Origin of the sequence: Eikenella corrodens, assembly GCF_900187105.1 — a bacterium.
Taxonomy (GTDB): Bacteria; Pseudomonadota; Gammaproteobacteria; order Burkholderiales; family Neisseriaceae; genus Eikenella; species Eikenella corrodens.
This window is the reverse complement of the sequence record NZ_LT906482.1, coordinates 128,175-148,022: the sequence shown is the minus strand read 5'-3', so window position 1 is coordinate 148,022 and position 19,848 is coordinate 128,175. Positions and strand designations below refer to the sequence as shown.

Sequence of the window (19,848 nt, the reverse complement as noted above, 5' to 3'; positions counted from 1 at the left end):
GCCACCCCTGTTTTAACTTTGCTGAAGCTCCGCTTTTCAGGTAGCCCTTATCGGCCAAACTGATGCTTTTGCCTACCATCACGACCGCTTACTTTTTTGCCAAAATATGAACAATATCCGCAATTTCTCCATCATCGCCCATATTGACCACGGTAAATCCACGCTCGCCGACCGCTTCATCCAACACTGCGGCGGCTTGGAAAACCGCGAAATGAGTTCGCAGGTTTTGGACAGCATGGACATCGAAAAAGAGCGCGGCATCACGATTAAGGCGCAAACCGCCGCGCTGAACTATAAAGCCCGCAATGGCGAAACTTATCTTTTGAATCTGATTGATACGCCCGGACACGTCGATTTTTCCTACGAAGTCTCCCGCTCGCTTTCCGCCTGCGAAGGCGCGCTGTTGGTGGTGGACGCGTCGCAGGGTGTGGAAGCGCAAACCGTGGCCAACTGCTACACCGCGATTGATTTGGGCGTGGAGGTGGTGCCGGTGCTGAACAAAATCGACTTGCCCGCCGCCGACCCCGACCGCGTGGCGCAGGAAATCGAAGACATCGTCGGCATCGACGCGGTGGGCGCGGTAACCTGCTCGGCCAAATCCGGACTGGGCGTGGAAGACGTGCTGGAAGAAATCGTGGCCAAAATCCCCGCGCCCGAAGGCGATGAGAACGCGCCGCTGCAAGCCGTGATTATCGATTCGTGGTTCGACAACTATGTCGGTGTGGTGATGCTGATTCGCGTGAAAAACGGCCGGCTGAAACTGAAAGACAAAGTGCGCTTTATGTCCACCAAGGCCGAAAGCCAAGTGGAGCAGCTCGGCGTGTTTACACCGAAATCGGTGAACAGACAAGAGCTTAAGGCGGGCGAAGTAGGCTTTTTGATTACCGGCGTGAAAGAGCTCGGCCAAGCCAAAGTGGGCGATACGGTAACGCTGGTGCAAAATCCCGCTGCTGAGCCGCTGCCCGGCTTCAAAGAAGTGCAAAGCCAGGTGTTTGCCGGTCTGTATCCCGTGGAAAGCCACGACTACGAAGCCCTGCGCGACGCGCTGGAAAAACTGCAACTCAATGATGCTTCGCTGAAATTCGAGCCGGAAGTCTCTCAAGCGCTCGGTTTCGGTTTTCGCTGCGGCTTCCTCGGCCTCTTGCACTTGGAAATTGTGCAGGAACGCCTGGAGCGCGAGTTCGATATGGACTTGATTACCACCGCGCCCACTGTGGTGTATGAAGTGATTTTGAAGACTGGCGAGCATATTGAAGTGGAAAATCCTTCTAAATTGCCGGATTTGGCCACGGTGGAATCCATTTTGGAGCCGATTATCACTGCCACCATCCTGGTGCCGCAGGAATACGTGGGCAATGTGATGACGCTATGCAACCAGAAGCGCGGCGTGCAAATCAATATGCAGTATCTCGGCCGCCAGGTGATGCTTACCTATGATTTGCCGATGAACGAAGTAGTGATGGACTTTTTCGACAAGCTCAAATCCACCTCGCGCGGCTATGCCTCGCTGGACTACCATTTCAAAGAGTTCCGTGCCGCCAATTTGGTGAAACTAGATATTATGGTGAACGGCGACAAAGTGGACGCGCTCAGCCTGATTGTACACCGCCAAAACGCCGTGCAGCGGGGCCGCGAGCTGGCAGCGAAAATGCGCGAACTGATTCCGCGCCAAATGTTCGACATCGCCGTGCAGGCCGCCATCGGCAGCCAGATTATCGCGCGCGAAAACGTGAAAGCGCTGCGCAAAAACGTATTGGCGAAATGCTACGGCGGCGACATCACGCGTAAGAAAAAACTGCTGGAAAAACAAAAGGCCGGTAAGAAACGCATGAAGCAGGTGGGCAACGTGGAAATTCCGCAGAGCGCGTTTTTGGCGATTTTGCAGGTGGGCGATAAGTAGCCTGAAGCTTATCGAACTTATTTCAAACGGGAAAATATCAAAGTGGAACAATCCAATACAATCCTTTATGCCGCCATCGCCGCTTTGGTGGCCGGCATCGTGCTGTTTGCCGTGAGCGGGAAAACGCGGCAGGAAAACGGCGAATGGAGCGGCGGCCTGCAATGGGGCTACCTCCTGATGATGGTGGGTTCGTTCGGCCTCTTGGCCAAGCTGATGAGCCTCACGGCGGTGCTGCTGCTGCTAGTGCTGTTTACCGGCGCGGTGTGGCTGTGGGCGCGTGCGGCACGCAAGCAGCGCAGGCAATTGACTGATCACGCTGAAGCAGCGGAGCAAGACGACAACCATTTCCGCGATTATATGGGCAGCTTCTTCCCGCTGATTTTGGTGGTGTTTGTGCTGCGCACTTTTGTGGCCGAGCCGTTTCAGATTCCCTCCAGCTCGATGCGGCCTGGGCTGGTGAAGGGCGACTTTGTGCTGGTGAACAAGTTCAGCTACGGTATCCGCGTGCCGGTGTTGAACAATGTGCTGATTCCGGTGGGGCAGGTGCAGCGCGGCGATGTGGTGGTGTTCAATTATCCGGTGGAGCCGGACACCAACTACATCAAGCGCATTGTCGGCCTGCCGGGCGATGTGGTGGAATACCGCAATAAGGTGCTGACGGTAAACAGCAAAACCGAGCAGGATAATTTGGTGGGCGGCTACCAATATCCCGATGATTACAAACCGGAGCGGATTCTGGAAGCCACCCGCTTTTCCGCCGATTGGGAAGGCCGCCATTTCGAGGTGCTGAAAAATGAAAACGCGCCCACGGTTTCCATCCCCTTCTTGGCCGAATCCGCCAATAATTTTGCTGCAAACGGCTATCAAAGCGGCTTGCGCGAAAATTGCGAATACGAAGCAGACGGCAGCGGCTTTAAATGTACTGTGCCGGAGGGCAAATATTTCGCCATGGGCGACAACCGCGACAGCAGCGCCGATTCGCGCTACTGGGGCTTTGTGGACGACAAGCTGATTGTGGGCAAAGCGTTTTTCGTGTGGATGAACGTGGGCGATACTTCGCGCATCGGCAACACTATCCGCTGATAGGAAAGAAAAACCGGCCGGCTGGCCGGTTTTTGCTGCTTATGTAAAAGGCTACCTGAAAGTTTCAGGTAGCCTTTATCCTTGTTGTAAATCAGATGGATATGGTGCCTTACTTCACTCCTGGTAGCGACTATTTGGATTGATTCGGCTGGAGCCAGCGGAAGGCGCGGCGCAGTTCGGCGGTGCCGTTGGTTTCGTAGCAGCGGCCGTGGGCGAGGATGATTTTGTCGGGCTGCCAGGCGAGTATTTGCGCCAGGCTCTCGCGGGCGGCAGCGCGGTTGCGGAAGGTGGCGCGCCAGTCGGGCGGGGTTTTGCCGTCGGGCTCGGCGATGCCAACCCATTTCATTACCTGCGCCCAGAAGCGGTTGGAGAATTTGGCGGGCTCGAAGTTTTCGATGAGGTCGGCGAGGATTAGGGTGCGGCTGGCGCGGTGGAAGAATACGGTTTCAGTCATAACCGGGCTGCCGAGGAAGGGGAGCTGGGCAATGTCGTCTGCCCATTGGGCTGGGGCGCTGGAGCCCAAATCGGCATCGAAGGCTACGGCAATGTGCTGGGCGGCTGCGCGTTCGCGCACACCGAGGCTGGCCCAGGCGGTGGCTTGGGGATAGTGTTTTTGCCAAGCGGGGATGTGGGCGTAGTGGATGCGGTTGGGCGAGACGAGGTGGCGCACTTCTCCCAATGCGTTGATTCGGGATAACAGTTCCGGGTTTGGCTCGATGGGGGAGTGGCACCAGAGGCCGCCATCGGCGAGGCGGATAACCGTCATGCGGGTGCTGAAAGGGATGCTCAGGCCGAGCGGAAAGGCCATACGCACGATGCCGCCGTCGGCAATCCAGATATTGCTGCCGAAGGGTTTGAGGGTGTGTAGCGGGCGGTAGAGGTGGATGGGGGCGGACATGGTGTTTCCTTTTTTCAGGTAGCCTTGGATGGGGCTACCTGAAATGTTTTATTACCGTTTCGTGCGTTTGGCGAAGTTCATCAGGCTCATCCCGGCCACCACGGCTGCGCCGCCAATCAATAATGAGACGTGTGGCGGCTCGTGCAGCCAAAAGGTGGCGATGGCGATGCCGAATACGGGCACGAGTGCCATGTAGGCCGAGGCCGTGCCGACACCGAGCTGGCGGATGCCGTCGAAATACCAAAGATAGGCCAGCATGGTGGCGCCGAAAGACATGGCGGCGAGCAACAGCCACACCCGAGCGGGCGTGTGCTGCAGGCTGTGGGTGAATGCGCTGCCTTCGTAAAGCGTGGTTAGAAACAGCAGCATCAGTGCGCCGATGGCTACGGTGGCGGCGGTGGTTAGGAGGGGGCTGATGCCTTGCAGCAAAACGCGGCCGATGAGGGCGTAGCCTGTCCAACACAGCACGGTGGTGAGCAGCAGGTATTCGCCCGTGCCGAGGCCGCCGGCCAATATGGATAGGGGGTTGCCGCGCGCGATGGCGGTGAGTGCGCCGAACACGGCCAAGGCCATACTGATTATTATGCCGCCATTGAGCCGTTCTTTAAACAGCACGGCGGCCAGCAGCAGCGTCGGAATGGGGTTGAGTGCCACCACGGTGGCGGCCTTGCCGGCGGGAACGTATTGCAGTGCCTGCATGAAAAACACGGCATAGCTGCATACGCCGAACGCCGCAGCCGCGGCCAAACCCGCCCATTGGCGCAGGGTGAGCCGGAGCAGCGGGCGCGTGCCTTCTTTCAGCAACAGCCAGCCCACCAGCAGGATGGCGGCCAGTATGAAACGCAGCGTGGCAGCCGTGAGCGGGGGCATGGATTGAACCACGGCTCTGCCCCATGACCAGTTTGCGCCCCACAGCAAGGCCATGCCGAGGAGCTGCAGGTGCGGGCGTAAAGAATGTGTGTGCATAAATATCCTGTGTGTTTGGTTTTTTAAGCTACTTTTATTAGAGGCTACCTGAAAGTGAGGTTGCCGCACAGAGGAGGCGGCATTTTTAATCTTAGGGTTTGTCGGCGGCGAACACTACGAAATTGTAGTGCTGGAAATAGAGTGTGGGCGGCAGGCCGGCGGCGGTGAGCCATTGGAATTGGCCGGACAGGGTGGCCATGCGGTCGAGTTTGATGCGCTCGAAGGCGGCGGCTTTGGCTTCGGCGGACAAATCGGGATGGGCGGTTACGTGCCGCCGCCAGTGTTCGGTATAGGCGGCTTCGGCGGCTGCGGTTTCGCCCAGCACTTGGTCGGCGTTGATGAAGCGGCCGTTCGGGGCGAGCAGGCGGGCGATTTGGCGGAACAGGGTTTGCTTTTGCGGGTTGTCGAGGTGGTGGATGGCGAGGGAGGAGACGATGAGGTCGAAGCCGTTTTCAGGTAGCCCGCCACCGGGTGCGAGCCGGGTGAGGTCTTGTTCGATAAAGTGGAAATTTGGCAGGCCGCAGAAGCGTTCTTGCGCTTTGGCGAGCATCTGCATGGAGATGTCGGCCAGGATGAATTCGGCCTGGGGGCAGCGTGTGTGCACGAAGGCGCTCATCAGGCCGGTGCCCGCGCCGAGGTCGAGCACGCGGCGCACGTTGGGCACGGCTGCGGCGAGATCGGCAGCGGTTTGGTAGAAGAGGTCGAAACAAGGGATGAGAGCGCGGCGCTGGCCGTCGTATTGTTCGGATACGGCGTTGAATTGGCTTTGGAGGGTTTTGGACATGGTTTTTCTCGGGCAGGCGGTTTCAGGTAGCCTGTTGGCATATGGGGGCTACCTGAAAGCGGGCGGTGCGGGTTTCGGCGAAGCTGAAACTATCGGCTCGGCCGTCCGCTTTATTCCGCCCAAACCACGGTTTCGGCGGCATCGCGGCGTGGTTTGGGCTGAATATCGCGGGCGCGGTAGCCGAAGGTGGCGGCCACGGATACGCCGTATTCGGCGGGGTCGAGCATCCCGGCTTGGGCGAGGATGTGCTCCACAGCGGCGTAGTCCATGCCTTCTATGGGGCAGGAGTCGATGCCGAGCATGGCGGCGCCGGTGAGCATATTGGCCAGGGCGATGTAGCTTTGCTTGCTTGCCCAGTCAAATAGGGCGCGTTCGTCGTCGGCAATGGCGATATCGTGGATTTGGAAGCTGCGGTAGCGCTCAAGGGCGGCGGCGCGCTGTTCGGGGGTGAAGCCGCGCCGGTTCATCAGCTCGCTGAAAAAGGGGCTGTCGTAGCGGGCGTGTTTTTTCGCCAGCAGAATCACTAGGTGGCTGGCTTCGGCAATGGTGGCCTGCATGCCCCAGGCCACGGGCTTGATTTTTTCGCGCAGCTCTTGGTTTTGTATCACCAGAAACTTCCACGGTTCGGAGCCGACAGAGCTGGGCGAGAGGCGGCCGAAATCGAGGATGGCGGCGAAATCTTCGGCGCTGATTTTGCGTGCGGGGTCGTAGTAGCGGGTGGAAACGCGGCGGCGGAAAATATCGAGGGCTTGCTGGCGGGTGAGGATCATGACGGTTCCTTTCTATGGCGCTGCATGTTTATTGAAGGGATGATTGGTTTGGGCGGCGCAGAAATTGGCTCTGTGTGTTTTTCAGGTAGCCTGTTTGTTTTCCTGATAACGGTGTTCGGGCATGCCGATTTGGCGGCTGACAGGGTTGTTTGCCAGATGGAAGAAGCCGTCTTCGATTTCGTAGAGTGGGTGGCTCCAAAAGGCGTGGTCGGTAGCGGCATCGGGGTCGGCTTGGGTGAGCCAGTTTTGCAGTTGTGTGGCCAGGGCTGTGCCTTGGTCAAAGTTGTAGCCTTGGGCGAAATCGGCTTTGAGCAGGAATACGGCAGACATCAGCCGGCAATAAGTTTGTACAAACAAGGCTAGGCTGCTGTTAACCAATACCCATTCCTGCTCCCAAGCGTTTTTGGCGCGTGGCGAATACAGCCACACCGCATCATCTGCGGCCACCACGAAATAGCTGCCGCCATAGCCGTATTTGCCGAAGCAGCGGGCTTCGCCGCGCGGGGTTTGGATGTCGATGGTTTCATCGGGGAGGCGGACGAAGTGGAAACGGGCTGGCGGATAGTCGGCCAGATAGGCGATGCCGTCTTTGAAAACAGTATTGAGGCCGGCCGGCTCTCCGGCGCTATAGGCAGCGGGGCGGAGGATGGGAATATGGTCGGCAGTGAGGGCTTGGGCTAGGTTCATAGCGGTGTTGGGGTGGCATTTGTGGTGGGCAGGCTACCTGCAAGCCAAATTAAAACGAGGGTTTGGATCGATGATGGCGGAGGGTATTTTACACTTTCAGGTAGCCTGTTTCAGAAAGGCTACCTGAAAATTTGGCCACGCATTTAACTGCGCTTAAGCTTCGCAAAAATCCAGCTTCAGCTGAGCCGAAACTTCGCTTTCAGGTAGCCTTTTGCAGTTGAAACCTGCCTACAGTGCGGGCAGCCATTGGCTGAGGGTGTAAATCAGCAGGCCGACCAGGCCGCCGACTAAGGTGCCGTTGATGCGGATAAACTGCAAATCACGACCGATGGAAAGCTCGAGTTTGTCGCTCATTTGGCGGCTGTCCCAGCTTTTCACTTTGTCGGCGATAAATTCGGCGGCGGCGTGGCGGTGGCGGCGCACCAGGCTGCGGGCGAGCAGGGCGAGGCGCACGTTGAGGCGGCGCAGCTGCTGCGGGGTGGCGGCGTGTTGCTGCAGCAGGTAGGTAAGCAGGCTGTTCAGCCGGCGGGCAGTAGCAGAATCGGGGTGTTGGGCATCGGCGGCGAGTCGGGTGGTAAGGCTTTGCCACAGTTGGGCAATTTGCTGTTTCAGCCCGGGGGAGTCGGCCAGGCGGCGTTTGGCCAGGGCGAGTTTGCGCTGCCAGGCTTCTGATGTGGCGAGCTCTTGGGCGAGGGCGCGGTATTGACGGCGGAAGACGGTGCGCAGTTCGTGCTGCGGGCTGGTGAGGGCGGCTTCGAGGTAGTTGTCGGCCCAGTCGAGGGCTTTTTGCGCCACCCAGCTGTCGATTTGGCCAACGAGGCGGCCGCGCAGCTGGGCTTTAAGTTTGTCCCAGGTGTCGGGTTGGCTGGTTTCGATTTTTTCAGCCCAGGCGCGGAGGTTTTCTTCGAGTAAAACGCGGGTGTCGGGCTGTTTGATCCAATGGCGGATTTGACCGAGCAGGGCGGTTTGCAGGCTTTCAGGCAGCCCTTGCTGTTCGAGCAGGAGCAGGGCTTGGGAGAGGGCGGTGCCGAGTTGTTTGCCGCTGCCGTGTGTGGCTAAAAAGGCGGCGCCGAGACGGGCAGCTTCTTGCGGTGGGATGGTTTGCAGGGCGGCGGGGATTTGGCGGGCGAGAGCGGGCAGCCATTCTTGGCGGGTGCTGCTGCGCGCCAGCCAGCGGCGCAGTTTTTCGGCGATGCGCAGGCGGTAGATGCGGATGGCGATGGGGCGCTCGGGCAGGAAGTTGGTTTCGATGAAGCGGCCGAGCTCGTCGGCAATGCGGTTTTGGTTGCGCGGCAGGATGGCGGTGTGGGGGATTTTGAGGCCGAGCGGATGGCGGAAGAGGGCGGTTACGGCAAACCAGTCGGCCAACGCGCCGACGGTGGCGGCTTCGGCGAAGGCTTTCAGGTAGCCCAGCGCGGGGTGGCGCTGCACGAACAGCGCGGAAACGATAAACAGCAATACGGCAGCCAGCAGCAGGCCGCCGGCCTGGCGGCGGCTGCGTTGCAGCCTGGCGCGGGCGGCGGCTTCTTGGGCGTGACCGGACAGGATGTTCATGGCTATAGGGCGCGCTCGGAATAGAGCGGCACTTTGCTCTCGGCCGACAGGCGTTCGATATAGGCCTGCAGCTTGGCGGGGAAGGCGATGCCTTTCACCAGGGTGAGGTTGCGCAACACGGGGAAAATGATGATGTCTTCCATGCCGGGGGCGCTGCCGTTGAGATAAGGTTGTTTGCCCAACAGCGCGGCCAGCTCGGGCAGGGTGATATGGATGCGCTCGAGATAGGTGTTGGTTTCGGCTAGGTTTTGCTCGAAGCTGCCGATATTTTGCTCTTTTTTCTGCACGAAGTAGGCAATGGCTTCGGCGGTGGCGAATTCGGGCAGGGGCGGCTCGAGGCGCACTTCGCGCGGCATCACCAGATGATTGTAGTATTTGTTTACTTGGTCGAACCAAGCCTGCACGGCGGGGCGGATGGTTTCATCCAGTCGGGTTTGGCCGGCGAATTCGTCTACATAGCGCACGATATCGAGGCTCTCGCCCATGTGGCTGCCGTCCGGTTTTTGCAGGATGGGCACTTGTTTGGCGCCGATTAGTCCGATGGGCGTGGCTTCGTCGTCGTTTAGCAAAATGATTTCTTCCACCGGCACGTTGCGCAGGCCGAAAATCATGCGGGCGCGCACGCAGAAGGGGCAGTGGTCGTAGATATAGAGCTTCATGGCGGTTTCCTTGGCGGGGTTTGATTTCAAACAGGCGGATTGTAGCACGGCGGTAGAAGGCTACCTGAAAGTCTAGTGGATTAAAATAAGGATGGGATAAGAAGAGCCAACGCAGTAGCATTCTTATTTCCATTCACCATATCTGCCTGCCAAAACCGTTGGCCTAGCAGCGCCGGGCGAATGTTCAGCGGCGCGGTTTGCTGTTAAAATCCGCTTTCTGTAACGAAACGGCAAAGCATCATGAGTATCGCCAACAATAAAAAAGCCTTTCACGATTATTTTATCGAAGACCAGCTCGAGGCCGGATTGGTGCTCGACGGCTGGGAAGTGAAAGCCGTGCGCGCCGGCCGCGTGCAGCTGAAAGAAAGCTATATCCACTGGAAAAAAGACGCGTTTTACCTGGTGGGCTGCCACATCACCGCGCTGCCCACCGCCTCCACCCACGTTAAGCCCGATCCGGTGCGCCAGCGCAAGCTGTTGCTCAAGCAGAGCGAAATCAATAAGCTGATCGGCAAGGTGGAACGCAGCGGCTACACCCTCGTGCCGCTCAACCTGCACTACCGGCGCGGCTACATCAAAATGGACATCGGCCTGGCCAAAGGCAAAAAACAGCACGACAAACGCCAAAGCATGAAAGAAGCCGATTGGAAGCGCGAAAAACAGCGGCTGTTGAAAAACCGCTGAGTTGTTTGCGTGTCCGATTAAAGGCTACCTGAAAGCGCCATGCCGCCAGATTTCAGGTAGCCCCACCTTCAGCAGGAGCCCCTTATGAAACAATCCTCCCTTTTCCTCCCCATCGTGCTGATTATTTTCGGCGCCGTTTGGTTTCTCAGCAGCACCGACATCCTGCCCACCACCGCCACGCTGCTGGCTCTCGCGCTGGTGTTGGGCGGCCTTGCCCTGCTGCTGCTCGACGGCATCAACACCCAAAGCATTGTGCACGGCCCCATGCTGATGTATATCGGCGCCGCGGTTTACCTGCGCAACCAAATGTTTATCAACACTGCCCCGCTGGCGGCGCTCGGCATGATGCTGCTCGGCGCACTCATGCTGCTCGCCCGCAGCGGCATCGTGCCGCAAAAATACGGCGCCCACGGCATCCTGCTGCGCCGCAAACGCCGCAACGGCGAACAGGAATAACATCCAAGGCTACCTGAAAAAGTTTTGGCCTGGCAAAAGCCCGGCCAAAGCCTCGTTTTCAGGTAGCCATTACCGAAATTATTAGGAAAAACAATATGGCTATCATCATCAAAACCCCCGAAGAAATCGAAAAAATGCGCGAACTCGGCCGCCTGGCCGCCGAAGCCCTCGACTACATCGGCGATTTCGTCAAACCCGGCGTTACCACCAACGAACTCAACCAGCTGGTGCACGATTATCATGTAAACGTGCAAGGCGGCTACCCCGCGCCTCTGCACTACGGCAATCCCCCCTTTCCAAAATCCTGCTGCACCTCCGTAAACCACGTTATCTGCCACGGCATACCCGACGATAAACCACTGAAAAACGGCGATATCCTCAATATCGACATCACCATCAAAAAAGACGGCTTCCACGGCGATTCCAGCCGCATGTATACCGTGGGCACCATCAGCCCGCAGGCGCAGCGCCTGATCGACATCACCCACCAAAGCATGATGGCCGGCATCGAAGCCGTGAAGCCCGGAGCCACCCTTGGCGACATCGGCTACGCCTGCCAACAAATTGCCGAAAACGCCGGCTACTCCGTGGTGCAGGAATTTTGCGGCCACGGCATCGGCCGCAGCTTCCACGAAGACCCGCAAGTCGTCCACTACGGCAAAAGAGGCACCGGCCCCGTGTTGCAGCCAGGCATGATTTTCACCATCGAGCCCATGATCAACCAAGGCAAACGCCACCTGCGCATCCTCGAAGACGGCTGGACCGTGGTGACCAAAGACCGCAAACTCTCCGCCCAATGGGAACACGAAGTGCTCGTTACCGACACCGGCTACGAAATCCTCACCATCAGCCCCCGCACCGGCCGGCCCTAATCCCGCCGCTCCGCCCCATTCCGGCCAACCAGCCGAACCGCATCCGCGCTTGGCTGAAACTATCATTTCTCCGCGCCAGGCAAGCCTATGCGGCAGGAAGAAATAAACGTTTCAGCCACCCCCGATTTTTCAGGTAGCCTTTTCCCTTCGCCAAGTCCCGCCATGAACCGCACCTACCAAATTTTCTATTCCTTCTACACCGACGACGCCCACATCGACGGCGGCAGCCCCATTACCGTGTCCGCTGCCGAGCTGCCCCAATATTTCAGCCGCCTGCAGCAGCACCACGACTTCCTCGGCATCATCGACCGGCACGACAACACCTTCCAAATCCTGCTCGAAGAATTCAGCGGCTTTTACTGGGGCGAAATCCCCGACCCCGTAAAAGTTGGCGCGCACGGCCGCTTCTACAGCGCCGAAGAGATGCTCGAACTGCTGAGCAACCTGCCCGCAGAATTCGTGCCGCAAAACTTCGAAGGCCTCAGCTTCGAGCCTTGGCACGAATATTTTGAAGACACCACCTACGGCAAAGAAGCCCAGCTCCTGTTTGAAAGCAGCGGCGACACCGGCGAAATGGTGCGCACCGCCGAAGACATCTGCGAATCCTGCCGCCTCGGCGCATGGGACAACCTCTGCGACGACGGCCTCGCCCTCCTGCAAAGCGAACTCCCCGCCAGCCCCGCCGCCTACACCGAAATCAACTACCAGCGCCTCTGCCGCAGCCTCGATTGGCTCGAAGACCTCGTGGCCGAAAACGGCGCATTCGACGAAGACAGCATGGACGATTTGTGCGACATGCTGCTCGAACGCATCGTTGATCTCGACAACTACCGCCAGCCAAGGCACTAGGTATAGCCCATCGAAAGGCTACCTGAAAGCGTATAGGTCGGGGTTTATGCCAGCCAAACCGCGAAAAGGCTACCTGAAAAATGTTTCAGGTAGCCTTTCTTGCAGGAAAGTTTGTGCGGTGTAGGGTGCGTGCCTCAGGCACGCACGCCGTTGCCCATTTGCCAAGTTGCCGTATTCCCAAGCCACGTGCGTGCGTTCCGCACACTCCCTACATCCCACACATGAGCAGGCTACCTGAAACTATTTTTTCAGGTAGCCTGTTGATCGGGCAGGGCGTAGGTTGGGTTGGTAAACCCAACATTTCACTTTAATTTGTTGGGTTATTCCTGAGGCTAACCAAACCTGCTTACTTATGGAGCTTGATAAAAGGTAACACCAAACTGTTCATATTCTCCAATAATTTCAACAATAAATTTTTTATTGGGGTAGTTTGTTATTAAATGGTATTCCCAGTTTTTTTTAATTAGATCGGCAACATTTTTATAAGTTTCATCACTGGCAGTTTGAGAAGTATTAAAAAAGATATCATATAATATAATATAATTAATAGCTTTTTCAGCTTTTGAAATAGAAAGAAAATTTCTTATTCCTTCATCAAATATTTTTTTAATTTCTTCAATATCTTCATCTGTTTCTGCCCACCAAGATAAAATTACCCTATCCTTATATTCTATCGTTTTTGGACAAAGAATGTTTGAAAATATCTCAATATCTTCTGCATATATATTTAAACTAATATATGATTCTATATAAGAATCTATGAAGCCCTGTTCACGCCATTTTTCATATTTCCAATTTAATTTCATATGTTAATCCTTATGATATTTTAATTCATCTAGTCTAATTGCCAGTTATTCCAAAGCCGCGTGCGTGTGTTCCGCTCACACCCTACACTCCACATAATAAGCAGACTACCTGAAATTCATTTTTCAGGTAGTCTGTTGATCAGGCAGGGTGTAGGTTGGGTTAGTAACCCTAACATTTCACTTTAATTTGTTGGGTTACGCCTGCGGCTAACCCAACCTACTTTGCTGACCTACGGCTGCTGCTGATTGGGGAAAGTGCAGTAGCTTCGGGATGTCTGGGTGCACTTGCCTTTCAAAAATACAGGCTCGGCCGCTATAGAAATCGGGGTTGAATAAGTCGATACCGAAATGGCCGCAATAGCGTTCCACCATTTCCGGGGTGAGCCGGTCTTTGATGCGCCGGGCTTGGTATTGTTCTAACTCTTCAAATGGGAAGGGCTCGCCTTGTTCGACAAATTCCCAGCGGCTTTCTCGATGTGCTGCAATATAACGCCCAGGAACTTCATAATAATAGCCTGTTTCGGAAACAATTTTTTTGGCTCTCGAACCATCGCTATAACTGAATTGGGTTGAACCTGGTTTAATTTTTGGAATATCCCGTACCATGGTGATTGCGATCTCATGGACACCTAATATTTGGCATAAATAACTTGGGTCTGAATAAATATCAGTCCCCTGCATACCGTTATCCACATAAACACACCATGGAGACTGGGTTTCGGAAATCATTGCTTTGGGGGAATGTAGAGTCAGCGGCAGCAGGCTATTCAATCTTTGCTCCCATGTGCCGCCAATCTCAATCTTTTGTACGGACACTTCACGATATTTATCCTGTTTACGCTCCCACTGGGCTATACAGTCAACCAGCTTGTCATAGGGAACTTCCAAAAAGGCCATGATATTGGTGGTGGGTGCATAACGGCGGAGGAAGAAATCGGGATCGCGCATGGGCTTCCTTGGTTGTTGAGGTGTGGAGGCTACCTGAAAATTTCAGGTAGCCTTTTTGTCTTCCGGCTGCGTGGTGCTGCTTAGGGCGGCTTCATCCAAATCTTTGAGCCAGGATAATTTTTCGGCGATTTTGGCTTCGAGGCCGCGTGGCACGGGTTGGTAGAAATCGGGCTCGGCCAGGCCTTCGGGCATATAGGTTTCGCCGGCGGCGTAGGCGTGCGGTTCGTCGTGGGCGTAGCGGTAGGCGCGGCCGTAGCCGAGCTCTTTCATGAGCTTGGTGGGGGCGTTGCGCAGGTGGATCGGCACTTCGGCGCTGCCGTGTTGCTTCACAAATTGGCGCATTTGGTTGTAGGCGGTATAGCCGGCGTTGGATTTGGCGGCGGCAGCCAGATAGAGCACGGCTTGGGCGAGGGCGAGCTCGCCTTCGGGGGAGCCGAGGCGTTCGTAGGTGTGGGCGGCTTCGTTGGCGATGGTGAGGGCGCGTGGGTCGGCCAGGCCGATGTCTTCCCAGGCCATGCGGACGATGCGGCGGGCGAGGTAGCGGGGGTCGGCGCCTCCGTCGAGCATGCGGCAGAGCCAGTAGAGGGCGGCGTTGGGGTGGGAGCCGCGCACGGATTTGTGCAGGGCGGAGATTTGGTTGTAGAAGCTTTCGCCGCCTTTGTCGAAACGGCGGATTTGGCTGCCGAGGCTGTCGGCCAGGAAGTCGGCATTGAGCCGGCTGATGCGGCGGGTGGCGGCGGCGCGCAGGAGCTGTTCGAGCAGGTTTAGCAGGCGGCGGGCGTCGCCGTCGGCGGTTTGGATGAGCAGTTTTTGCGCGTCTTCTTCGAGGCTGAAGCTACGGTATTCGGGCAGGGCGAACACTTTGGCGGTGAGCTGAGCGAGTTCGTCGGCAGAAAGGGCTTGCAATACGTAAACTTGGGCGCGGCTGAGCAGGGCGGGATTCACTTCGAAGGAGGGGTTTTCGGTGGTGGCGCCGATGAAGGTGAGCAGGCCGCTTTCCACATAGGGCAGGAAGGCGTCTTGCTGGGCTTTGTTGAAGCGGTGGACTTCATCGACAAACAAAATGGTGGCTCGGCCTTGCTGGAGGGCGATTTCGGCTTTGTTGACGGCTTCGCGGATGTCTTTCACGCCGGAAAATACGGCGGATACGGGCAGGAATTGGGCGTTGAAGCTTTGTGCGAGAATGCGGGCGAGGGTGGTTTTGCCCACGCCGGGCGGCCCCCACAGCAGCATGGAGTGTGGCTGCCCGCCTTCCACGGCCACGCGCATGGGCTTGCCCGCGCCGATCAGGTGCTGCTGGCCGACTACGTCGTCGAGCGTGTGCGGGCGCAGGCGTTCGGCCAGGGGGGCGGCGGGGGTTTGGGCGAAGAGGTCGTTGGGCATGGCGGGCTACCTGAAAAGTGGTAAGGCGTTGGGGTGGATTTTATAGCAAATTCTGCGCGGCGGCTTCAGTGGGAAGGGGCGGGTTGTGGTATGATGCGGCGCGATGGCTTTCAGGTAGCCTTAAGCGCATCGGCTGCGAATACTGAAAGGCTACCTGAAAGCTGTGTTTCCGATTTTCTGATTTTCTGAAAATAGCCCGGCACGGGCTGTTTTTAACGTTTGACTGATTTTTCCGTATGCGATTCCGTTTTGATTTTGCGGTGCTGTATGCCTTGCTGGCGCTGAATGTGCTGGTGTTTGTGCTGATGCAGTTGCCGGGTTTTGAATTTTTGCAGCTGGCCGGCCCGTTGTGGCCGCTTGAGCATCCGCGCTACCAATATTGGCAGTGGCTTAGCCATATGTTTTTGCACGCGAATTTCACGCATCTGCTGTTTAATATGGTGGTGTTGTGTTCGTTTGCTCCGATGTTGCTGCTGCGTTTCGGCCAGCGGCGCTTTTTGCTGCTGTATTTGCTGTGCGGCTTGGCCGGGGCGTTGCTTTATACGGGCTGGAACGAATACCTGATTGCCAACGGCGTGCGCAATGTGGCCGAGCAAATCGGGCTGGACGAAGCTACAGTACGCTCGGCGTTGCTCTCCGGCGGCCTGCCCAATGTGCCCGACGGCTTGGCGATGGCGTTTTATACCCACCTGCTGGGCGCATCGGGCGCGGTGTTCGGTGTGCTCGCGGCGTTTGCGCTGTGCTTCCCGGATGCGCCGCTCACGGTGATGTTTTTGCCGATGCGGATTAAGGCGAAGTATTTGGTGCCGGTGGCGGTGGGGTATGAGCTGTTTGCCCAGTTCGGCGGAGTATCGCTGTTTGGCGACAACATCGCGCATCTGGCGCACGTGGGCGGCGCGGTGTGTGGCGCACTATTAGCCTGGTATTGGCTCAGCCGCCGCGAGCCGGTGTCGTTTACCGATTCCGGTGCTTCGGATTTCAGGTAGCCTTTTTATACAAATCATTATTCCAACGGTGTTTTTATGAAATACATCAGCACGCGCGGGCAAACCGCGCCCAAATCTTTCAGCGAAGTTTTGCTTATGGGCCTCGCGCCCGACGGCGGCCTGATGCTGCCGGAGCGTTATCCGCAGGTGGATGCAGCCGCGCTGCAAAGCTGGCGAAATTTGAGCTACGCCGAATTGGCGTTTGAAATCATGAGCCTGTTTATCGACGATATTCCAGCAGCCGATTTGCGCCGACTGGCCGGCAACACCTACACCGAAGCCGTGTTCGGCACGCGCGAAATCACCCCGGTACGCACCCTCTCCGACGGCATCAAAATCCAAGCCCTGTCCAACGGCCCCACGCTGGCCTTCAAAGACATGGCCATGCAGTTTCTCGGCCATGCCTTCGAATATGTGCTGGCGCGAGAAGGCAAATGCCTGAATATTATCGGCGCCACCAGCGGCGACACCGGCTCTGCCGCCGAATATGCCCTGCGCGGCAAGGCCGGCATTCATGTATTTATGCTGTCGCCGCACGGCAAAATGAGCGCCTTCCAGCGGGCGCAAATGTATAGCCTGGCCGATGCCAACATCCACAATATCGCCATCGAAGGCATGTTTGACGACTGCCAAGATATTGTGAAAGCGCTGCAAAACGATGCCGCCTTCAAGCAGCAATACAGCATCGGCACGGTAAACTCCATCAACTGGGGGCGCATCGTGGCGCAGGTGGTGTATTACTTTGCCGGCTATTTCCGCGCCACCGCAAGCAATAGCGAAGAAGTGAGCTTCTGCGTGCCCAGCGGCAATTTCGGCAACATTTGCGCCGGGCATATCGCCAAACAGATGGGCCTGCCCATCCGCCGCCTGATGGTGGCCACCAACGAAAACGATGTGCTGGACGAGTTCTTCCGCACCGGTCGCTACCGCCCGCGCAGCGCCGCTAAAACCTACGTTACCTCCAGCCCGTCGATGGATATTTCCAAAGCCTCCAATTTCGAGCGTTTTGTGTTTGATTTATTGGGGAGGGACAGCGTTCAGGTAGCCTCTTTGTGGCAGCAGGTAGCCTCGGGCGAAGGTTTCGATTTATCTGCCGAGTTGCCGCGCATCCGCGACACCTTCGGCTTTGTGTCCGGCTCCAGCCGCCATGCCGACCGCCTCGCCACCATCCGCGCGGTGCAAGCCAGCGACGGCGAATGGCTCGACCCGCACACCGCCGACGGCGTGAAAGTGGCGCGCGAATTGCGCGAAGCGGGCGAAACCGTCGTGTGCCTGGAAACCGCGCTGGCGGCCAAGTTTGCCGACACCATCAGCGAAGCCGCCGGGCATGAAGTACACCCGCCGCGCCCCGCCGCACTGGCCGGGCTGGAAAACCTGCCGCAACACGTTACCGTGCTGCCCAACAGTGCGGCAGCAGTGAAAAGCTTGATTGAGCAGGCCTTGACTTAATTGGTCGGCCATAAACAGGCTGAAGGCTACCTGAAAAATTTCAGGTAGCCTTCATATAGTGGATTAACTTTAAACCAGTACAGCGTTGCCTCGCCTTGCCGTACAATCTGTACTGTCTGCGGCTTCGTCGCCTTGTCCTGATTTTTGTTAATCCACTATACCATTCGTTTCTATCAAACGCTTCAGCCCGCGCGGCATTTCGCCGACGCTTCGGCCACTGCTTGCGTGAGCTGTTGCGGCGATACTTCGCCCAGCAGGGTTTTGCGGTAGTTGCCGCAGGCCGGGGCGCGGATGACGGTGAAGGGCAGGGCACCGGTTGGGTTGCCCAAGCCGTGCATCCAGGCGGTGCTGTCATTGCCGGTGTAGCGCAGAATCGGGTAGCGCACCGGCACGCTTTGCAAAAAGCGGCTCACATCGGCAGGCTTATCCAGCGCTACACCCGCCATATCCACGCGCACGCCGCGCCGCTGCCGTTTTTCCGCGGCATACCACTGCGAAAGCGCCGGCATTTCGCGTCGGCACGGCACACACCATGTCGCCCATACGTTCACCACCTGCACCCGCTTCTGCGCGCCGGTATCGAGCGAAGCAGGGCGGTTGTCCGCATGGTTCACCAAATCCGCGGCATACAGCGGGGCAGCGGCCAGCAGGGCGGCCAATCCAACATATTTTTTCAAAACAGGCTTCCAAATTGTGAAAACAAGGGCGTTTATTGTACGATATAGCGGCTTGGAATAGAAACGGCTGATGGCCGATGCGGTTATTTCTTCCGACAGGGCAGGCTGGTTTTGCCATGCTTTATGTGCCGTCTGCGGCTGCATCGCCGCTTTGGATTTTTATAGTGAATTAAATTTAAACCAGTACAGCGTTGGCTCGCCTTGCCGTACTATTTGTACTGTCTGCGGCTCGCCGCCTTGTCCTGATTTAAATTTAATCCACTATATTAGCCAGCTATCATGGCATCAGCTATTTTGGCTGCCAAGCCGCTGTTTAAACAAACCATCATTTCCCCGCGAGCATCCCCATGAGCGAAACCGTTTTGCTGTATCACAACCCGAATTGTTCCAAATCCCGCGCCGCCCTGGAGTGGCTGCAACAGCAGCCGGGCGTGGCCGTACAAACGCTGGATTACCGTGCCAACCCGCTTTCCGAAGCCGATTTGCGCAGCTTGTTGCAACAGCTCGGCAGCCCAGATGTGCGCAACATCATGCGTACCGGCGATGCGGCTTATGCAGAGCTGGGTTTGGACAAGCTGGAGTTGAGTCAAGACGAGCTGATTGCCGCGCTACACCAACATCCGGTGTTGCTGCAACGCCCGATTGCGGTATACCGCCAACGCGCCGCCATCGGTCGGCCGCTGGAAAACATTATCGCCTTGTTCGATTAACTGATTGAGTTGTAAATATATGTGAGACCACCATGCTGGCCATATTCCGCGGTTCCTTGTTGCGCCAAGTTTGGCGGGGCATCAAGCTCTGCCTGCTGGTGTTGCTGGTGCAGGCCGCATGGTGCACTTGGCTGGTGTACAGCTATAGCACGCGCACCGCTTCCCGGCGGGCAGATGCAGCGGTGGTGCTGGGCGCGGCAGCCTGGGGCAAAAATCCTTCGCCCGTATTCCGCGAGCGCATCAACCACGGCATCACGCTCTACCGCAATAATCGGGTGGGCAAACTGATTTTCACCGGCGGCACGCCCAAGGCGGGCTATATGACCGAAGCCGAAGTGGCCCGCCGCTACGCCCGCGGCCACGGCGTGCCGAATAAAGACATCCTGCTGGAAACCACGTCGCGCGATACACAGCAAAATTTGGAAAATACCAAAGCCTTAATGTATAACAACGGTTTGGAAAGCGTGGTTATCATCAGCGACCCCTACCACCTCGCCCGTGCCGCCGCCGTGGCCGATTATGTGGGGCTGGATTACCAAACCGAGCCCACGCCCACCAGCCGCTACAGCGGGCAGAGCCGCGCTAAATTCATGGCCAGCGAAGTGCTGTCGCTAATGGCCTTCCAGTGGTGGCGGCTGAGCGAAACCGTCGCCGCCTATGGGCGTGATTACCTGCTTTCACGGCAAGCGGGGCAGTAGTGCAACACGCCGTTGCCCTGCCGCCATCA

The 19,848-nt window shown here is 57.2% G+C and carries 21 protein-coding genes; 10 read left to right on the top strand and 11 right to left on the bottom strand.

Features of this window, described 5'->3' with window-relative positions; all coding sequences use genetic code 11:
- Positions 1–106: 106 nt before the first annotated feature.
- Both lepA and lepB read left to right on the top strand, forming a co-directional pair.
- Positions 107–1,900 (top strand): translation elongation factor 4, encoded by a 1,794-nt coding sequence (gene lepA / locus CKV94_RS00785; protein ID WP_003823096.1) that lies wholly within the window; start codon positions 107–109, stop codon positions 1,898–1,900.
- A gap of 42 nt (positions 1,901–1,942) precedes the next feature.
- On the top strand, positions 1,943–2,983 hold the full coding sequence (lepB, locus tag CKV94_RS00780) for a signal peptidase I (protein WP_003823095.1): 1,041 nt from the start codon (positions 1,943–1,945) through the stop codon (positions 2,981–2,983).
- A 130-nt stretch (positions 2,984–3,113) separates the two neighbouring features.
- On the opposite strand, the gene CKV94_RS00775 is transcribed toward lepB, so the two are convergent.
- The 7 genes from CKV94_RS00775 to grxB all read right to left on the bottom strand — a co-directional run bounded on the left by CKV94_RS00775 (position 3,114) and on the right by grxB (position 9,301).
- On the bottom strand, positions 3,114–3,881 hold the full coding sequence (locus CKV94_RS00775; protein ID WP_003823094.1) for a DUF4336 domain-containing protein: 768 nt from the start codon (positions 3,879–3,881) through the stop codon (positions 3,114–3,116).
- Positions 3,882–3,932: 51 nt separating this feature from the next.
- Positions 3,933–4,847 carry a DMT family transporter gene (locus tag CKV94_RS00770; RefSeq protein ID WP_035580118.1) on the bottom strand — a complete coding sequence of 305 codons (915 nt, stop codon included), beginning with the start codon at positions 4,845–4,847 and terminating at the stop codon, positions 3,933–3,935.
- Positions 4,848–4,938: 91 nt separating this feature from the next.
- Entirely contained in the window at positions 4,939–5,631 is a 693-nt protein-coding gene (locus CKV94_RS00765) for a class I SAM-dependent methyltransferase (RefSeq protein WP_003823092.1), read from the bottom strand.
- A 110-nt stretch (positions 5,632–5,741) separates the two neighbouring features.
- Entirely contained in the window at positions 5,742–6,401 is a 660-nt protein-coding gene (locus tag CKV94_RS00760) for an NAD(P)H-dependent oxidoreductase (RefSeq protein ID WP_003823091.1), read from the bottom strand.
- Between the two features lie 81 nt (positions 6,402–6,482).
- Positions 6,483–7,088: an SUKH-4 family immunity protein gene (locus tag CKV94_RS00755; protein ID WP_003823090.1), complete on the bottom strand. Its 606-nt coding sequence runs from the start codon at positions 7,086–7,088 to the stop codon at positions 6,483–6,485.
- 228 nt (positions 7,089–7,316) lie between these two features.
- A complete protein-coding gene (locus tag CKV94_RS00750; RefSeq protein WP_003823086.1) occupies positions 7,317–8,642 on the bottom strand; it encodes a DUF445 domain-containing protein in 1,326 nt (441 codons plus the stop codon).
- A 2-nt stretch (positions 8,643–8,644) separates the two neighbouring features.
- Positions 8,645–9,301 (bottom strand): glutaredoxin 2, encoded by a 657-nt coding sequence (gene grxB, locus CKV94_RS00745; RefSeq protein ID WP_003823085.1) that lies wholly within the window; start codon positions 9,299–9,301, stop codon positions 8,645–8,647.
- A gap of 240 nt (positions 9,302–9,541) precedes the next feature.
- On the opposite strand from grxB, the gene smpB reads away from it, so the two are divergent.
- From smpB to CKV94_RS00725, 4 genes are all read left to right on the top strand, one after another.
- Positions 9,542–9,985, top strand: coding sequence for an SsrA-binding protein SmpB (smpB, locus tag CKV94_RS00740; protein ID WP_003823084.1), 444 nt, complete (start codon positions 9,542–9,544; stop codon positions 9,983–9,985).
- An 84-nt stretch (positions 9,986–10,069) separates the two neighbouring features.
- Positions 10,070–10,441 carry a hypothetical protein gene (locus tag CKV94_RS00735; RefSeq protein WP_003823083.1) on the top strand — a complete coding sequence of 124 codons (372 nt, stop codon included), beginning with the start codon at positions 10,070–10,072 and terminating at the stop codon, positions 10,439–10,441.
- Positions 10,442–10,536: 95 nt separating this feature from the next.
- Positions 10,537–11,313, top strand: a complete 777-nt coding sequence (map, locus tag CKV94_RS00730) for a type I methionyl aminopeptidase (protein WP_003823082.1) — start codon at positions 10,537–10,539, stop codon at positions 11,311–11,313.
- 87 nt (positions 11,314–11,400) lie between these two features.
- Positions 11,401–12,162 carry a hypothetical protein gene (locus CKV94_RS00725; protein ID WP_153711395.1) on the top strand — a complete coding sequence of 254 codons (762 nt, stop codon included), beginning with the start codon at positions 11,401–11,403 and terminating at the stop codon, positions 12,160–12,162.
- Positions 12,163–12,512: 350 nt separating this feature from the next.
- Here CKV94_RS00725 and CKV94_RS00720 read toward each other — a convergent pair whose 3' ends face one another.
- From CKV94_RS00720 to CKV94_RS00710, 3 genes are all read right to left on the bottom strand, one after another.
- Positions 12,513–12,968: a hypothetical protein gene (locus CKV94_RS00720; RefSeq protein WP_003823078.1), complete on the bottom strand. Its 456-nt coding sequence runs from the start codon at positions 12,966–12,968 to the stop codon at positions 12,513–12,515.
- Between the two features lie 207 nt (positions 12,969–13,175).
- On the bottom strand, positions 13,176–13,916 hold the full coding sequence (locus tag CKV94_RS00715) for a hypothetical protein (RefSeq protein WP_003823075.1): 741 nt from the start codon (positions 13,914–13,916) through the stop codon (positions 13,176–13,178).
- Between the two features lie 42 nt (positions 13,917–13,958).
- Positions 13,959–15,299 (bottom strand): replication-associated recombination protein A, encoded by a 1,341-nt coding sequence (locus CKV94_RS00710; RefSeq protein WP_003823074.1) that lies wholly within the window; start codon positions 15,297–15,299, stop codon positions 13,959–13,961.
- A gap of 236 nt (positions 15,300–15,535) precedes the next feature.
- On the opposite strand from CKV94_RS00710, the gene CKV94_RS00705 reads away from it, so the two are divergent.
- Both CKV94_RS00705 and thrC read left to right on the top strand, forming a co-directional pair.
- A complete protein-coding gene (locus tag CKV94_RS00705) occupies positions 15,536–16,285 on the top strand; it encodes a rhomboid family intramembrane serine protease (protein WP_003823072.1) in 750 nt (249 codons plus the stop codon).
- A 36-nt stretch (positions 16,286–16,321) separates the two neighbouring features.
- Positions 16,322–17,734, top strand: a complete 1,413-nt coding sequence (thrC, locus tag CKV94_RS00700) for a threonine synthase (protein ID WP_003823071.1) — start codon at positions 16,322–16,324, stop codon at positions 17,732–17,734.
- A gap of 182 nt (positions 17,735–17,916) precedes the next feature.
- Here thrC and CKV94_RS00695 read toward each other — a convergent pair whose 3' ends face one another.
- The gene (locus CKV94_RS00695) at positions 17,917–18,411 is read right to left on the bottom strand and encodes a TlpA family protein disulfide reductase (RefSeq protein ID WP_035580403.1); all 495 of its coding nucleotides are present in this window, start codon (positions 18,409–18,411) and stop codon (positions 17,917–17,919) included.
- A 347-nt stretch (positions 18,412–18,758) separates the two neighbouring features.
- Between CKV94_RS00695 and arsC the strand changes: the two genes are divergently transcribed.
- On the top strand, positions 18,759–19,121 hold the full coding sequence (arsC, locus tag CKV94_RS00690; protein WP_003823068.1) for an arsenate reductase (glutaredoxin): 363 nt from the start codon (positions 18,759–18,761) through the stop codon (positions 19,119–19,121).
- A gap of 32 nt (positions 19,122–19,153) precedes the next feature.
- On the top strand, positions 19,154–19,819 hold the full coding sequence (locus tag CKV94_RS00685; RefSeq protein ID WP_003823066.1) for a YdcF family protein: 666 nt from the start codon (positions 19,154–19,156) through the stop codon (positions 19,817–19,819).
- Positions 19,820–19,848 lie beyond the last annotated feature (29 nt).

What these genes read in the sequence shown, in the direction of transcription:
- CKV94_RS00770 (WP_035580118.1), bottom strand. Translation starts at nt 4,847, where the DNA reads ATGCACACACATTCTTTACGCCCGCACCTGCAGCTCCTCGGCATGGCC.
- CKV94_RS00710 (WP_003823074.1), bottom strand. Translation starts at nt 15,299, where the DNA reads ATGCCCAACGACCTCTTCGCCCAAACCCCCGCCGCCCCCCTGGCCGAA.
- CKV94_RS00755 (WP_003823090.1), bottom strand. Translation starts at nt 7,088, where the DNA reads ATGAACCTAGCCCAAGCCCTCACTGCCGACCATATTCCCATCCTCCGC.
- CKV94_RS00750 (WP_003823086.1), bottom strand. Translation starts at nt 8,642, where the DNA reads ATGAACATCCTGTCCGGTCACGCCCAAGAAGCCGCCGCCCGCGCCAGG.
- CKV94_RS00725 (WP_153711395.1), top strand. Translation starts at nt 11,401, where the DNA reads ATGCGGCAGGAAGAAATAAACGTTTCAGCCACCCCCGATTTTTCAGGT.
- smpB (WP_003823084.1), top strand. Translation starts at nt 9,542, where the DNA reads ATGAGTATCGCCAACAATAAAAAAGCCTTTCACGATTATTTTATCGAA.
- grxB (WP_003823085.1), bottom strand. Translation starts at nt 9,301, where the DNA reads ATGAAGCTCTATATCTACGACCACTGCCCCTTCTGCGTGCGCGCCCGC.
- map (WP_003823082.1), top strand. Translation starts at nt 10,537, where the DNA reads ATGGCTATCATCATCAAAACCCCCGAAGAAATCGAAAAAATGCGCGAA.
- CKV94_RS00765 (WP_003823092.1), bottom strand. Translation starts at nt 5,631, where the DNA reads ATGTCCAAAACCCTCCAAAGCCAATTCAACGCCGTATCCGAACAATAC.
- CKV94_RS00735 (WP_003823083.1), top strand. Translation starts at nt 10,070, where the DNA reads ATGAAACAATCCTCCCTTTTCCTCCCCATCGTGCTGATTATTTTCGGC.
- lepA (WP_003823096.1), top strand. Translation starts at nt 107, where the DNA reads ATGAACAATATCCGCAATTTCTCCATCATCGCCCATATTGACCACGGT.
- CKV94_RS00715 (WP_003823075.1), bottom strand. Translation starts at nt 13,916, where the DNA reads ATGCGCGATCCCGATTTCTTCCTCCGCCGTTATGCACCCACCACCAAT.
- CKV94_RS00720 (WP_003823078.1), bottom strand. Translation starts at nt 12,968, where the DNA reads ATGAAATTAAATTGGAAATATGAAAAATGGCGTGAACAGGGCTTCATA.
- CKV94_RS00685 (WP_003823066.1), top strand. Translation starts at nt 19,154, where the DNA reads ATGCTGGCCATATTCCGCGGTTCCTTGTTGCGCCAAGTTTGGCGGGGC.
- arsC (WP_003823068.1), top strand. Translation starts at nt 18,759, where the DNA reads ATGAGCGAAACCGTTTTGCTGTATCACAACCCGAATTGTTCCAAATCC.
- CKV94_RS00775 (WP_003823094.1), bottom strand. Translation starts at nt 3,881, where the DNA reads ATGTCCGCCCCCATCCACCTCTACCGCCCGCTACACACCCTCAAACCC.
- thrC (WP_003823071.1), top strand. Translation starts at nt 16,322, where the DNA reads ATGAAATACATCAGCACGCGCGGGCAAACCGCGCCCAAATCTTTCAGC.
- CKV94_RS00705 (WP_003823072.1), top strand. Translation starts at nt 15,536, where the DNA reads ATGCGATTCCGTTTTGATTTTGCGGTGCTGTATGCCTTGCTGGCGCTG.
- CKV94_RS00760 (WP_003823091.1), bottom strand. Translation starts at nt 6,401, where the DNA reads ATGATCCTCACCCGCCAGCAAGCCCTCGATATTTTCCGCCGCCGCGTT.